This is a genomic window from Streptomyces sp. CA-181903 (assembly GCF_050937075.1).
Lineage (GTDB): Bacteria > Actinomycetota > Actinomycetes > Streptomycetales > Streptomycetaceae > Streptomyces.
On record NZ_JBNJLY010000001.1, the window covers coordinates 2,762,254 to 2,775,681 of the forward strand.

The window sequence follows — 13,428 nt, forward strand, 5'->3', positions numbered from 1 at the left end:
TCTGTTAACGCTTATTAACCGCAACGGATATTCACCGCACGTGGCACGGGAGCAAGGGAGCTTCGAGTCCATGCAGCAGGCACCGGCGCTGGTCAGCGCCGCAGATCCGGCGTCCGAAGGCTGGCGGGGCAACGAGGCCGCGCACCGCGAGCTCGTCGCGCGGCTGCGCGAGAAGCTGGCGGCGGCCCGGCTGGGCGGGGGCGAGCGCGCCCGCGCCCGGCACACCGCGCGCGGCAAGCTGCTCCCCCGGGACCGGGTGGACACCCTGCTGGACCCCGGCTCCCCCTTCCTCGAACTGGCCCCGCTGGCCGCCGACGGCATGTACGGCGGGGCGGCCCCCGCCGCCGGGGTGATCGCGGGCATCGGCCGGGTCTCGGGCCGCGAGGTGGTGATCGTCGCCAACGACGCGACGGTCAAGGGCGGCACCTACTACCCGATGACCGTCAAGAAGCACCTCCGGGCCCAGGAGATCGCCCTGGAGAACCGGCTCCCCTGCCTCTACCTGGTGGACTCCGGCGGCGCCTTCCTGCCGATGCAGGACGAGGTCTTCCCGGACCGCGAGCACTTCGGCCGGATCTTCTACAACCAGGCCCGGATGTCCGGCGCCGGCATCCCCCAGATCGCGGCGGTCCTCGGCTCCTGCACGGCCGGCGGCGCGTACGTCCCGGCGATGAGCGACGAGGCCGTGATCGTGCGCGACCAGGGCACGATCTTCCTGGGCGGCCCGCCGCTGGTGAAGGCGGCCACCGGTGAGGTCGTCACCGCCGAGGAACTGGGCGGCGGCGAGGTGCACTCCAAGGTCTCCGGCGTCACCGACCACCTTGCGGAGGACGACGCGCACGCGCTGCGGATCGTCCGCACGATCGTCTCGACGCTCGGCGACCGCGGGCCGCTCCCCTGGCGGGTCGAGCCCGTCGAGGAGCCCAAGGTCGACCCCGCCGGGCTCTACGGCGTCGTCCCGGTCGACTCCCGCACCCCCTACGACGTCCGCGAGGTCATCGCGCGGGTGGTGGACGGCTCGCGGTTCGCCGAGTTCAAGGCCGAGTTCGGGCAGACGCTGGTGACCGGCTTCGCCCGGATCCACGGCCACCCGGTCGGAATCATCGCCAACAACGGCATCCTGTTCGCCGAATCCGCCCAGAAGGGCGCCCACTTCATCGAGCTCTGCGACCAGCGCGGCATACCCCTGGTCTTCCTCCAGAACATCTCCGGCTTCATGGTCGGCCGGCAGTACGAGGCCGGCGGCATCGCCAAGCACGGCGCCAAGATGGTGACGGCGGTGGCCTGCGCCCGCGTCCCCAAGCTGACGGTCGTCATCGGCGGCTCGTACGGCGCCGGCAACTACTCGATGTGCGGCCGGGCCTACTCGCCCCGCTTCCTGTGGATGTGGCCCAACGCCAAGATCTCCGTCATGGGCGGCGAACAGGCCGCCTCGGTGCTCGCCACCGTCAAGCGCGACCAGCTGGAGGCGCGCGGCGAGGAGTGGAGCGCGGAGGACGAGGAGGCGTTCAAGGCGCCCGTCCGCGAGCAGTACGAGACCCAGGGCAACGCCTACTACGCGACCGCCCGGCTGTGGGACGACGGCGTCATCGACCCGCTGGAGACCCGCCGGGTCCTCGGCCTCGCCCTCACCGCCTGCGCCAACGCGCCCCTGCCCGAACGCGACCCGAACGCGCCCGGCTACGGCGTCTTCCGGATGTGAGAGGAGTACCGACCATGCCCAAGCCGATCACGTCCGAACAGATCACGTCCGAGCCGGTCACGTCCGAGCCGAGCGCGTCCGAGGCGGCCATGTTCGAGAGCGTTCTGGTGGCCAACCGCGGCGAGATCGCCGTCCGCGTCATCCGCACCCTGCGCGAGCTGGGCATCCGCTCGGTCGCCGTGTACAGCGACGCGGACGCCGACGCCCGGCACGTCCGCGAGGCCGACACGGCCGTCCGCCTCGGCCCCGCCTCCGCCGCCGAGAGCTACCTGTCCGTCGACCGGCTGCTGGCCGCCGCCGAACGCGCCGGCGCGCAGGCCGTCCACCCCGGCTACGGCTTCCTCGCCGAGAACGCGGCCTTCGCCCGGGCCTGCGCGGACGCCGGCCTGGTCTTCATCGGCCCGCCGGCCGACGCGATCGACCTCATGGGCGACAAGATCCGCGCCAAGGAGACGGTCCGGGCGGCGGGCGTCCCGGTCGTCCCGGGTTCGACGGGCAGCGGCCTGACCGACGCCCAACTGATCGACGCGGCACGGGAGATCGGCATGCCCGTCCTGCTGAAGCCGTCCGCGGGCGGCGGCGGCAAGGGCATGCGGCTGGTCCGTGACGAGGCGCTGCTCGCCGAGGAGATCGCGGCGGCCCGGCGCGAGGCGCGCGGTTCCTTCGGCGACGACACGCTGCTGGTGGAACGGTGGATCGACCGTCCTCGGCACATCGAGATCCAGGTCCTCGCGGACGGCCACGGCAACGTCGTCCACCTGGGCGAGCGCGAGTGCTCGCTCCAGCGCCGCCACCAGAAGATCATCGAAGAGGCGCCGAGCGTCCTGCTGGACGAGGCCACCCGCGCGGCGATGGGCGCCGCCGCCGTCCAGGCAGCCCGCTCCTGCGGCTACACCGGGGCGGGCACGGTCGAGTTCATCGTCCCCGGCGGGGATCCGTCCGCCTACTACTTCATGGAGATGAACACCCGTCTCCAGGTGGAGCACCCGGTCACGGAGCTGGTGACCGGCCTGGACCTGGTGGAATGGCAGCTCCGCGTGGCGGCGGGCGAGCCCCTGGACTTCGCCCAGGACGACGTGTCGCTCACCGGCCACGCCGTCGAGGCCCGCATCTGCGCCGAGGTCCCGGCCCGCGGATTCCTCCCCTCCGCCGGCAGGATCGTCGCCCTTCACGAGCCGGAGGGCCCGGGCGTCCGCGTCGACTCCGGCTTGCTCCCGGGCACGGAGGTCGGTACGGACTACGACCCGATGCTCGCCAAGGTCATCGCTTACGGCCCCGACCGCGCCACGGCCCTCCGCCGCCTCCGCGCCGCCCTCGCGGACACGACCATCCTCGGCCTGGAGACCAACACCGGCTTCCTCCGCCGCCTCCTGGCCCACCCGTCGGTGGTCTCGGGCGACCTGGACACGGGCCTGGTCGACCGCGACGGCCCGTCCCTCCTGTCGGACACGGTCCCGGCCGAGGTCTACACGACGGCGGCCCTCACCCGCCAGGCCGCCCTGTCCCCCGCCCCCGCTTCGTGGACGGACCCGTTCTCCACCCCGGACGCCTGGCGCCTGGGCGGCACCCCCGCCTGGACACCCCACCACTTCCGCGTCCCCGGACATGACCCGGTCACCGTCCGGGTCCGGACGACGGCGACGGGGACGGAGGTGCTGGTGGACACGCCGGAGGGCGCGGAGGCGCCTGGGACGGCGGGTGACGGGAAGGCGGCGGGCGGCGCCCAAGCACCCGTGCGGCCGGCGCAGCACGGGCAGGCGGCGGGCGGCGCCGAAGGCGCCACGGCCGGCGCGGCCGCCACGGCAGCGACCAGCGCAACAGCGGCCGGCGGCGGGCAGCGCGCGGACGACGCGGGCGCTGTGCGCGGCAGCGCGGCAACCGCAGACGGTGCCACGGCGCCCGCCGGCCGTACGGCCGGCGCGGCAGCGGCCGGCACGAGCACGGCCCGCGTGACGGCGTCCGCCGCCGCCCTGCCCGCGCAGCAGGGCGCGGCGATCGGGGGGTCCGGGGGCCTGCCCCCGGTTTTGGGAAGGGGCGGGGCTGGGGAACAGCCCGCCGCAGGCGCCCCCCGCCGCGCCCGCCTCCTCCCCACCGGCCCCCACCGCCTCACCCTCGACCTCGACGGCCGCACCACCCCCTTCGTCATAAGCCCCGACGGGGCCTGGCTGGCCCACCAAGGCGACACCTGGCACGTCCTCGACCACGACCCCGTAGCCGCCGGGGGCGCGAGCGCCGCCGCGCACGCCGGGGCGCTCACCGCTCCCATGCCGGGCACGGTCACCGTCGTCAAGGCGGCCGTCGGGGACACGGTCACCGCCGGCCAGAGCCTGCTCGTCGTGGAGGCGATGAAGATGGAGCACGTCATCGCCGCCCCGCACGACGGCACGGTCACGGAACTGGACGTCACCCCCGGCAGCACGGTCGCCATGGACCAGGTCCTGGCCGTCGTCGCCCCGGACCAGCCCTCCGGCCAGCCGGCAGACCAGCCCGTCGACCAGCCCGCCGCCCAGGAGGAAGCATGACGGCCGCCGGCCTCCCCATGCCCGTACGGGACCCCGCCCTCCCGGACCGCGTCCGGATCCACGAGGTCGGCCCCCGCGACGGCCTGCAGAACGAGAAGGCGATCGTCCCGGTCGAGGTGAAGGCGGACTTCATCCGCCGCCTCGCCGACGCGGGCCTGCGCACCGTCGAGGCGACGAGCTTCGTCCGCCCCGAGTGGGTACCGCAGCTCGCCGACGCCGAGGAGCTGCTGCCGCTCGTCGAGGGGATCGGCGTCCGCCTCCCCGTCCTCGTCCCCAACGAGCGCGGCCTCGACCGCGCCCTCGCCCTGGGCGCACGCGAGGTCGCGGTCTTCGCCAGCGCCACCGAGTCGTTCGCCAAGGCCAACCTCAACCGCACGGTCGACGCGTCGCTCGCCATGTTCGCGCCGGTGGTGCGCCGGGCGAAGGACGAGGGCGCGCGCGTCCGCGGCTATCTGTCGATGTGCTTCGGCGATCCCTGGGAGGGCCCGGTCCCGATCGAGCGGGTCGCGGCCGTCGGCCGTCGCCTGTACGAGATGGGCTGCGACGAGCTGAGCCTCGGCGACACCATCGGCGTCGCGACCCCGGGCCACGTCAGCGCCCTCCTCACCGCGTTCGACGCGGCGGGCGTCCCCACCGAGCACCTCGCCGTGCACTTCCACGACACCTACGGCCAGGCCCTGGCCAACACCCTCACGGCCCTGCGCCACGGCGTGACCACCGTGGACGCCTCCGCGGGCGGCCTCGGCGGCTGCCCGTACGCGAAGAGCGCCACCGGCAACCTCGCCACCGAAGACCTCGTCTGGATGCTCCACGGCCTCGGCATCGACACCGGGGTCGACCTCGGCCGGCTCACCGCCACAAGCGTGTGGATGGCCGCCCACCTGGGACGGCCGAGCCCGTCCCGTACCGTCCGCGCCATCTCCCACCAGGAGTCCTGAGCCATGCTGGACCACCGCCTCACCCCCGAGCACGAGGAACTCCGGCGTACCGTCGAGGAGTTCGCCCACGATGTGATCGCCCCGAAGATCGGGGACTTCTACGAGCGCCACGAGTTCCCCTACGAGATCGTCCGCGACATGGGCCGCATGGGCCTCTTCGGCCTCCCCTTCCCCGAGGAGTACGGCGGAATGGGCGGCGACTACCTCGCCCTGGGCATCGCCCTGGAGGAGCTGGCCCGCGTCGACTCGTCCGTGGCGATCACCCTGGAGGCGGGCGTCTCCCTGGGCGCCATGCCGATCTTCCGCTTCGGCACGGAGGAGCAGAAGCGCGAGTGGCTGCCCCGGCTGTGCGCCGGCGAGATACTGGGCGGCTTCGGGCTGACGGAGCCGGAGTGCGGTTCGGACGCGGGCGGCACCCGCACCACCGCCCGGCTGGACGAGGCCACCGACGAGTGGGTCATCAACGGCACCAAGTGCTTCATCACCAACTCGGGCACCGACATCACCGCCCTGGTCACCGTCACCGCCGTGACCGGCCGTACGCCGGACGGCAAGCCGCTGATCTCCTCGATCATCGTCCCGTCGGGCACCCCCGGCTTCACCGTCGCGGCCCCTTACTCCAAGGTCGGCTGGAACGCCTCGGACACGCGTGAGCTGTCCTTCTCCGACGTCCGGGTGCCGCGCGCGAACCTGCTGGGCGAGGAGGGCCGGGGCTACGCCCAGTTCCTGCGCATCCTCGACGAGGGCCGGATCGCGATCTCCGCGCTGGCCACCGGGCTGGCGCAGGGCTGCGTCGACGAGTCGCTGACGTACGCGAGGACCCGACGGGCGTTCGGCCGGCCGATCGGCGACAACCAGGCCATCCAGTTCAAGATCGCCGACATGGAGATGCGCGCCCACACCGCCCGTCTCGCCTGGCGCGACGCGGCCTCCCGGCTGGTGCACGGCGAGCCGTTCAAGAAGCAGGCGGCGCTGGCCAAGCTCTACTCGTCGGAGATCGCGGTCGACAACGCCCGCGAGGCCACCCAGATCCACGGCGGCTACGGCTTCATGAACGAGTACCCGGTGGCCCGGATGTGGCGCGACGCCAAGATCCTGGAGATCGGCGAGGGCACCAGCGAGGTGCAGCGGATGCTGATCGCCCGGGAGCTGGGCCTCACGGGCTGACGCCGGACGGGTCCGCGGGCGGTGGTGCGTACGGCACCGCCGCCCCGGGCCCGCGCACCGCCCGCGCCCCCCGCCCGGCCTGCCCAAGCCGCCTCCCGCCTGCGAGAATTCGCCCATGGCAGAGATCTTCCAGAAGGACGGCACGTGGACGTTCGACGGGGACGCGATACGCATCGTCCCGGGCCGGGAACGCGGGGTCCATCTGGTCCGCCAGACGCTGGGTGAGCTGACCGTGCCGCTGGAGGCCGTGGCGGGCATCGCCTTCGAGCCGGGCCGCAAGGCCGGCCGGCTGCGGCTGCGGCTGCGCGAGGGGGCCGACCCGCTGTCCCAGGTGACGCGCGGCCGGATGGCCGACGCCATCGACCCGTACCAGCTGAGGACGGAGCCGGACCGGGCCGGCGTCGCCGAGTACTTCGCGGAGGAGGTCCGTACCGCCCTGCTGCTGGAGCAGGTGCCGGACGGCCCGGCGGACCGCTATCTGCTGCCCGGCCCCGCCGTCCCGCTGGCGGTCGGCGCCGGGGACGGCACCGCCTCCTTCGACGGCGAGACGGTCCGGCTGGAATGGAACTGGGTCACCGACGACGGCAAGGCGTCGGGCGGCCCGCGGGAGCTGCCGCTGGCCGACATCACGGGCGTGGAGTGGCTGCCGAGCATCGGGCTGGAGAACGGCTACCTGCGGTTCGTCGTCCGGGGCGCGCCCTCGAAGACGCCCGCCAAGCACGACCCGAACGCCATCGAGCTGTTCGGTTTCAAGAAGGACGGGCTGATGGCCCTGCTGGGCGCCGCCGTCACGGCCCGGCTGCCGCACCCCGCCGCCCCGGTGCACGAGGTCCCGGCGGTCACCGCGCCCGCGACGGCCGCCGCGCTCGACCGGGCCCCGTCCGACGCGCCGCCGGCCGACGATCACGACACCCTGCTCCGCCGGCTGCGGGAACTGGGCGAGCTGCACCGGTCCGGGATCCTCACGGACGAGGAGTTCACCGCCGCGAAACAGGCGATTCTCCAGCGTTTCTAGGTAAAACGATCACTAATTCATCGCGAGTCCTGCCCGAAATCGGGCAGGATTCTTGCGAAACGCTTCGACACCCCTCAGTATCAACGGGTGCTCGAACGCCGTATGTCCCATGACGACCTGGTGGACCACCTGGTGCGCAGCACGCCGCTCCAGCGCGGCGAGGCCGCCCGGGTGGTCCTGGACGTCCTGGCGTACTTCGACGAGACGGCCGAGGAGTTCGTCCGCCGCCGCCACCGCGAACTGCAGTCCGGTGGCCTGGCGAACGCGGAGATCTTCGAGCGGATCGCGGCGGAGCTGCCGCACCGCGCGGTCGCCCCGCCCCCGCTCTCGCTGCGCCAGCTGCGGCGCATCGTCTACGGCTGAGGCGGACCGGGGGCCGGGACGCCCGTCCCCGGCGAAGGCGGAACGGCGGCTGCTGCCGCCCGCGGGCATCATCGATCGTTTGTCAGGGAGGGTCATCACCTTATGTGCGGAATCGTCGGTTACATCGGAAAGCGCGACGTCGCCCCGCTGCTGCTCGAAGGGCTGCAGCGGCTGGAGTACCGCGGCTACGACTCCGCGGGCATCGCCCTGCACGCGAGCGGCAAGGCCGGCGGCCTGAAGACCGCCAAGGCCAAGGGCCGCGTCCGTGAGCTGGAGGCCCGCCTCCCCAAGCGCTTCAACGGCACCACCGGCATCGCGCACACCCGCTGGGCCACCCACGGCGCCCCCAACGACGTCAACGCCCACCCGCACGTGGACGCCGACGAGAAGGTCGCCGTCGTCCACAACGGCATCATCGACAACGCCTCCGAGCTGCGCGCCAAGCTGACGGCCGACGGCGTGACGTTCCTCTCCGACACCGACACCGAGGTGCTCGCCCACCTGATCGGCCGCTCGCAGGCCGCCACGCTGGAGGAGAAGGTCCGCGAGGCCGTCCGCCACATCGAGGGCACCTACGGCATCGCCGTGCTGCACGCCGACTTCCCGGACCGCATCGTCGTCGCCCGCAACGGCTCGCCGGTCGTCCTCGGCATAGGCGAGAAGGAGATGTTCGTCTCCTCCGACGTCGCCGCGCTGGTCAGCCACACCCGCCAGGTCGTCACCCTGGACGACGGCGAGATGGCCACCCTGAAGGCCGACGACTACCGCACCTACACCACCGAGGGCTCCACCACCTCGTCGCAGCCCACCACCGTGGAGTGGGAGGCCGAGTCGTACGACATGGGCGGCCACGACACGTACATGCACAAGGAGATCCACGAGCAGGCCGACGCCGTGGACCGCGCCCTGCGCGGCCGCATCGACGACCGCTTCTCCACCGTGCACCTCGGTGGCCTCAACCTGGACGCCCGCGACGCCCGCGCCGTGCGCCGGGTGAAGATCCTCGGCTGCGGCACCTCGTACCACGCCGGCCAGATCGGCGCCCAGATGATCGAGGAGCTGGCCCGCATCCCCGCGGACGCCGAGCCGGCCTCCGAGTTCCGCTACCGCAACCCGGTCGTGGACCCCGACACCCTCTACATCGCGGTGTCCCAGTCCGGCGAGACCTACGACGTGCTCGCCGCCGTCCAGGAGCTCAAGCGCAAGGGCGCCCGCGTCCTCGGCCTGGTCAACGTGGTCGGCTCGGCCATCGCCCGGGAGACCGACGGCGGCATCTACGTGCACGCGGGACCCGAGGTCTGCGTCGTCTCCACCAAGTGCTTCACCAACATGGTGGTCTCCTTCGGCCTGCTCGCCCTGCACCTGGGCCGCACTCGCGACCTGTCCGTCGCCGACGGCAAGCGGATCATCGAGGGCCTGCGCAAGCTGCCCGCGCAGATCGAGGAGATCCTCGGCAACGAGGCGGAGATCGAGAAGCTGGCGGCCGAGTACGCCGACGCCAAGTCGATGATGTTCATCGGCCGCGTCCGCGGCTACCCGGTGGCCCGCGAGGCGTCCCTCAAGCTCAAGGAGGTCTCATACATCCACGCCGAGGCATACCCGGCGTCGGAGCTCAAGCACGGCCCGCTGGCCCTGATCGAGCCCGCCATGCCGACCGTCGCGATCGTCCCCGACGACGAGCTGCTGGAGAAGAACCGCGCCGCCCTGGAGGAGATCAAGGCCCGCAGCGGCCGCATCCTCGCCGTCGCGCACCAGGAGCAGGAGAAGGCCGACCACACGATCGTGGTGCCGAAGAACGAGGACGAGCTGGACCCGATCCTCATGGGCATCCCGCTCCAGCTCTTCGCCTACTACACGGCCAAGGCCATGGGCCGCGACATCGACAAGCCGCGCAACCTCGCCAAGTCCGTCACGGTCGAGTAGTCGCTACGGTCGGGCAGCCGCGACGGTCGAGCGGTCCGGACGGTCGAGCGTCGCGCCTGGCGGGCCTGCGCGTCGCGCCCGATGGGGCTCCTCGTCACGCCTGACGGCTCTGGCCGTCACGTCCTACGGCTCCGCCCATGGAGTCTGACGGACCGTCACGACCGACGGCGCTCCCCGCGCGTGCCACCCGGCGCGCGGGGAGGACCGCCTCCCCGGTGCCGGCGCCGCCCTCGCGCCGGCGGTGATGCCACCGGTCCCGGGAACCGTCACCTCCCGCCCGGCGGCACGTTCGCTCACCGGACTTGTACCCGGGGGAAGCGACTTTCGCACACCTGAACAGGCGCGCGCTTCCGCATCGCAGGGGCGCGCGCCTGTCGCGTCCGCCGGCGGGTCCGGCGCTCACCACCCGCGCGGGGCAGGGAGTTGGGCTTGTGCTCGCGTGAGAGGTGCGAGCGTGAGACATGGGGTGCGTGAGGCACGTGAAACGCTTGAGGCGCGTCCCATACATACGCCCTACGCCCCGGATGCTCCCGCCGCCCCGCGCCCCACGCATCTCGGGGTCACGGGGCCACGGGGCCACGGGGCCACGGGGTCAGGGGGTCACGGGGTCAGGGGGTCACGGGGTCAGGGAATGACCACCACGGGCCGCTGCGCCCGCCGGGCCAGCCGTCCGGCCACCGAGCCGAAGATCCGGCCGACGATCCCATGGGTGGAACCCACCACGATGGCGTCGGCCGCGTACTCCCGCCCGACCTCCTCCAGTTCGTGGCAGATGTCCCCGCCCCGCTCGACGAGGATCCAGGGGACCTCGGAGAGGTGGTCGGCGCAGGCCAGTTCCAGGCCCAGGACCTCGGTGCGGTGGTCGGGGACGTCCACGAAGACCGGCGGTTCACAGCCCGCCCAGACGGTCGTCGGCAGCCGGTTGGCCACATGGACGATGATCAGGCCCGAGCCGGAGCGCCGGGCCATGCCGATTGCATAAGCAAGCGCCCGTTCGCTCGACGTGGAGCCGTCGAAACCCACCACGACACCGTGCTGGAACGCGGGATCGCAGGAATGGCGTGCTTCTTCCGCCGCTTCGGGAAGCGCCGTCTGATCGGCGATCCGCTTGCGGTCCGCGGGTTCGGAGAATTCGTGACCGGCCATCGGTGTCTCGGCGAAGGAATTCCTCTTGCGGAGGGTCGGCGGTGGGCTGCGATGGACTGAAGGGACATTTCCCGTCGTACGGGACACCGCGCGGGCGCATGGATGTCAGTACGGCGACAAAAATCCGTCCGGGATTCATCTTTTCAAGGACTTACCCCCCAGGGTACGGCCCCGCCCTCCGGGTGCCCAGAGGCCGGCCCGCCGAACGGGGCCGGAAGACGCCGGCCTCCGCCCGCCTGCGACGGCCGCCCCCGAGGGGCGGACGTCCGGACGACGGGTGCGACACGCGGTGTCCCCTCGACGGGTGTGACGGCTGACGGGTGAGCGTTCCCCGGAGCATGCACGAGGGCCGCCCCCAGCGCAATGCCCCGTGTGCCCCTACCTCTGCCCGTTCGCCGAGTGACCCACACGCCCGGACGGCGTTGTACTACCGCCAGCAGCCGCCACCAGGGAGCCGCTCCGTGCCCGGAACCCGCGACGACGCCCACGCCGCAGAACCCGACCGGGAATCGCCCGATCCGGTGAGCGACGTGGTGCGCTGGGCGGCGTTCAGCTGCGCCCTGGTCCCCGTCGTCCTGCTGATGTGCGGCCGGTCCTTCGGCGGGGCGGCCGGCACCGCCGCCGGACTCGTGGCGCTCACCTGCGCCTGCCACGCCCTGCTCCGCCGCTCGGAACGGGCCGCCGGACGCGCCCCGCGGGCCACCGGCCGGGGCGGCGCGGACCGCCGGACGGACCGTGGCGAACAGCCCGCCGGAGCGCTCGAAGAGGACCTGGAAGAAGCCCTCGAAGGGGCACTCGGACGAGTCGCGGCACCGGTCTCCCCGCACCGCGGCCGGCACGGCCGCACCGGTACCGGTACGCACCGCGGCGCACGCCATCCGGGCGCCAGTACGTACGTCGACTGATTTTTCGTACGCCGACACCCGTATGTTTTCGGCCAACTTCAGGCCGAGGGCCCTCGCTTGGCCTGACCAGCCCCCAACAGCCGGGCGACCAGCAAGGAAAGGACCGCTGAGGGCGGTTGATCCCTACGACGCTGGGGCAGAGCCGAGAGGCGTACTTTTCAGCGGGGCCTGCAAGTGCAACGCTTCGTGATCGAACGCTTCGCGCCAAGTTGTCATGTCGACATAGAGCCGGATGGTGAACTGGTCACCGCGACTACATCCGACACAGTAGATTCGATCTTGGCCATGACCGGCGGGGGAACCGTTCAGGACCGAGGGGAAACGTGCAGGACCGAGAGGACTCGACCGCCGAGGGGGCTTAGCGCCATGAGCCAGGACTCCACGACCGTACCGGAGACCGTGCGCAAGCTCTCCGGACGCCGCCGCCGGGAGATCGTCGCCGTACTGCTCTTCAGCGGCGGCCCGATTTTCGAAAGCTCCATTCCGCTCTCCGTATTCGGGATCGACCGGCAGGACGCCGGGGTTCCCCGTTATCGCCTGCTCGTCTGCGCGGGCGAAGATGTGCCATTGCGAACGACCGGCGGTCTGGAACTGACCGCGCCGTACGGCCTGGAGGCGCTCTCCAGGGCCGGCACCGTCGTCGTACCGGCCTGGCGGTCCATCACCCAGCCACCGCCGCCCGCCGCCCTCGACGCACTGCGCCGCGCCCACGAGGAAGGCGCCCGCATCGTCGGGCTGTGCACCGGGGCCTTCGTGCTGGCCGCCGCGGGACTGCTCGACGGCAGACCCGCCACCACCCACTGGATGTACGCGCCGACGCTCGCCAAGCGCTACCCCTCGGTCCATGTGGACCCCCGGGAGCTCTTCGTGGACGACGGTGACGTCCTGACCTCCGCGGGCACCGCCGCCGGCATCGATCTGTGCCTGCACATCGTCCGCACCGACCACGGCGCGGACGCCGCCGGGGCGCTCGCCCGACGCCTCGTCGTACCGCCGCGCCGCAGTGGCGGCCAGGAGCGCTACCTCGACCGGTCTTTACCGGAGGAGATCGGCGCCGACCCGCTCGCCGAGGTCGTCGCCTGGGCGCTGGAGCACCTCCACGAGCAGTTCGACGTGGAGACCCTGGCCGCCCGCGCCTATATGAGCCGTCGCACCTTCGACCGCAGGTTCCGCTCGCTCACCGGCAGCGCGCCGCTCCAGTGGCTGATCACCCAGCGGGTGCTCCAGGCACAGCGGCTCCTGGAGACGTCCGACTACTCCGTGGACGAGGTCGCCGGGCGCTGCGGTTTCCGTTCCCCCGTCGCCCTGCGCGGCCACTTCCGGCGGCAGCTGGGGTCCTCCCCCGCGGCCTACCGGGCGGCCTACCGGGCGCGGCGGCCCCAGGGCGGCCCCGACGGCCGGCCGGACCGGCCCGAGCGGCCGGACCGGGACGGACGGGGTGACCGCTTCGGCGGTCCGGATCCGCTGGAACCCCGGTCCGGGGAGCCTGCGGTCGTCGGGCTGAGACGGACGGCCCTGGCCGCCGCGCACGCCGCGGCCGGCCCGCTCGGCGGTCCGCCGCACCCCGGCGGGCACGGCGGACACGGCGGCCACCCCGGACACGGGGTGCCCCTGGGGCACGGACAGGGGAACCCGGGGTTCGGCCATGGACCGGGACACGGCCCGGGTGCCGTCGACCCGGGCAAGCCGGAGTCCGACCTGTACAGCCCGCACCTGCCCGGCCAGCGGGAACGCCCCGTAGGGTGAG

10 protein-coding genes are annotated in these 13,428 nt (G+C 72.8%); 9 read left to right on the plus strand and 1 reads right to left on the minus strand.

Going from position 1 to position 13,428, the window contains the following annotated elements; all coding sequences use genetic code 11:
* Nucleotides 1-70 precede the first annotated feature (70 nt).
* The 7 genes from ACQEVS_RS12330 to glmS all read left to right on the plus strand — a co-directional run bounded on the left by ACQEVS_RS12330 (nucleotide 71) and on the right by glmS (nucleotide 9,630).
* Nucleotides 71-1,702, plus strand: coding sequence for a carboxyl transferase domain-containing protein (locus ACQEVS_RS12330; RefSeq protein ID WP_433019309.1), 1,632 nt, complete (start codon nucleotides 71-73; stop codon nucleotides 1,700-1,702).
* An 89-nt stretch (nucleotides 1,703-1,791) separates the two neighbouring features.
* Complete coding sequence (locus ACQEVS_RS12335; protein WP_433027495.1) at nucleotides 1,792-4,224, plus strand: acetyl/propionyl/methylcrotonyl-CoA carboxylase subunit alpha; 2,433 nt, start codon at nucleotides 1,792-1,794, stop codon at nucleotides 4,222-4,224.
* Nucleotides 4,221-5,162, plus strand: coding sequence for a hydroxymethylglutaryl-CoA lyase (locus ACQEVS_RS12340; RefSeq protein WP_433019312.1), 942 nt, complete (start codon nucleotides 4,221-4,223; stop codon nucleotides 5,160-5,162). Before ACQEVS_RS12335 ends, ACQEVS_RS12340 begins: the two co-directional genes overlap by 4 nt.
* A 6-nt stretch (nucleotides 5,163-5,168) precedes the next feature.
* A complete protein-coding gene (locus tag ACQEVS_RS12345; protein ID WP_185946073.1) occupies nucleotides 5,169-6,329 on the plus strand; it encodes an acyl-CoA dehydrogenase family protein in 1,161 nt (386 codons plus the stop codon).
* A 115-nt stretch (nucleotides 6,330-6,444) separates the two neighbouring features.
* On the plus strand, nucleotides 6,445-7,344 hold the full coding sequence (locus tag ACQEVS_RS12350; protein WP_433019315.1) for a DUF4429 domain-containing protein: 900 nt from the start codon (nucleotides 6,445-6,447) through the stop codon (nucleotides 7,342-7,344).
* 87 nt (nucleotides 7,345-7,431) lie between these two features.
* Nucleotides 7,432-7,707, plus strand: a complete 276-nt coding sequence (locus tag ACQEVS_RS12355; protein WP_185946059.1) for a hypothetical protein — start codon at nucleotides 7,432-7,434, stop codon at nucleotides 7,705-7,707.
* Nucleotides 7,708-7,809: 102 nt separating this feature from the next.
* The gene (glmS, locus tag ACQEVS_RS12360) at nucleotides 7,810-9,630 is read left to right on the plus strand and encodes a glutamine--fructose-6-phosphate transaminase (isomerizing) (protein ID WP_433019319.1); all 1,821 of its coding nucleotides are present in this window, start codon (nucleotides 7,810-7,812) and stop codon (nucleotides 9,628-9,630) included.
* Between the two features lie 624 nt (nucleotides 9,631-10,254).
* On the opposite strand, the gene ACQEVS_RS12365 is transcribed toward glmS, so the two are convergent.
* On the minus strand, nucleotides 10,255-10,776 hold the full coding sequence (locus ACQEVS_RS12365) for a universal stress protein (RefSeq protein ID WP_433019322.1): 522 nt from the start codon (nucleotides 10,774-10,776) through the stop codon (nucleotides 10,255-10,257).
* Between the two features lie 461 nt (nucleotides 10,777-11,237).
* Between ACQEVS_RS12365 and ACQEVS_RS12370 the strand changes: the two genes are divergently transcribed.
* Together ACQEVS_RS12370 and ACQEVS_RS12375 are read left to right on the plus strand one after the other, a co-directional pair.
* Complete coding sequence (locus tag ACQEVS_RS12370) at nucleotides 11,238-11,681, plus strand: hypothetical protein (protein ID WP_433019325.1); 444 nt, start codon at nucleotides 11,238-11,240, stop codon at nucleotides 11,679-11,681.
* A gap of 366 nt (nucleotides 11,682-12,047) precedes the next feature.
* Nucleotides 12,048-13,427, plus strand: a complete 1,380-nt coding sequence (locus tag ACQEVS_RS12375; protein WP_433019328.1) for a GlxA family transcriptional regulator — start codon at nucleotides 12,048-12,050, stop codon at nucleotides 13,425-13,427.
* Nucleotide 13,428: the final 1 nt, after the last annotated feature.

Bases quoted from the DNA above. Each gene is read 5' to 3' on its own strand.
- ACQEVS_RS12330 (WP_433019309.1), top strand. From the start codon at position 71: ATGCAGCAGGCACCGGCGCTGGTCAGCGCCGCAGATCCGGCGTCCGAA.
- ACQEVS_RS12335 (WP_433027495.1), top strand. From the start codon at position 1,792: ATGTTCGAGAGCGTTCTGGTGGCCAACCGCGGCGAGATCGCCGTCCGC.
- ACQEVS_RS12340 (WP_433019312.1), top strand. From the start codon at position 4,221: ATGACGGCCGCCGGCCTCCCCATGCCCGTACGGGACCCCGCCCTCCCG.
- ACQEVS_RS12350 (WP_433019315.1), top strand. From the start codon at position 6,445: ATGGCAGAGATCTTCCAGAAGGACGGCACGTGGACGTTCGACGGGGAC.
- glmS (WP_433019319.1), top strand. From the start codon at position 7,810: ATGTGCGGAATCGTCGGTTACATCGGAAAGCGCGACGTCGCCCCGCTG.
- ACQEVS_RS12365 (WP_433019322.1), bottom strand. From the start codon at position 10,776: ATGGCCGGTCACGAATTCTCCGAACCCGCGGACCGCAAGCGGATCGCC.
- ACQEVS_RS12375 (WP_433019328.1), top strand. From the start codon at position 12,048: ATGAGCCAGGACTCCACGACCGTACCGGAGACCGTGCGCAAGCTCTCC.